Annotated in this window: 1 pseudogene; it reads left to right on the top strand. The window is 60.5% G+C overall.

The features are described from left to right. Positions 1-57 precede the first annotated feature (57 nt). Positions 58-266: pseudogene (locus A3730_RS07900) on the top strand (C4-dicarboxylate ABC transporter permease); the annotation flags it as partial.

Here is a 266-nt window from a genome sequence, read left to right as displayed (position 1 = left end):
CGTGCTGCCTGTGGCGTTTTCCGTATAATGCCCATTTTCACCGATCTCCCGACAATAATGAGAAAACAGCGCCTACAGCACTGCCAACAAGGGCTTACCGCCTTCACCATCGCCATCGGCCGCGGCAGCGCCTGGCTGGCCCTGCTGCTGGTGCTGGGCATGGTGCTGGTGGTGGTGCTGCGCTACGGCTTCGATATCGGCAACATCGCCCTGCAAGAGTCCCTGACCTACCTGCACGGCAGCCTGTTCATGCTGGCCATCGCCTA

This window comes from Alcanivorax sp. HI0044 (assembly GCF_001634945.1).
This window is presented reverse-complemented; position numbering and strand designations above follow the sequence as displayed.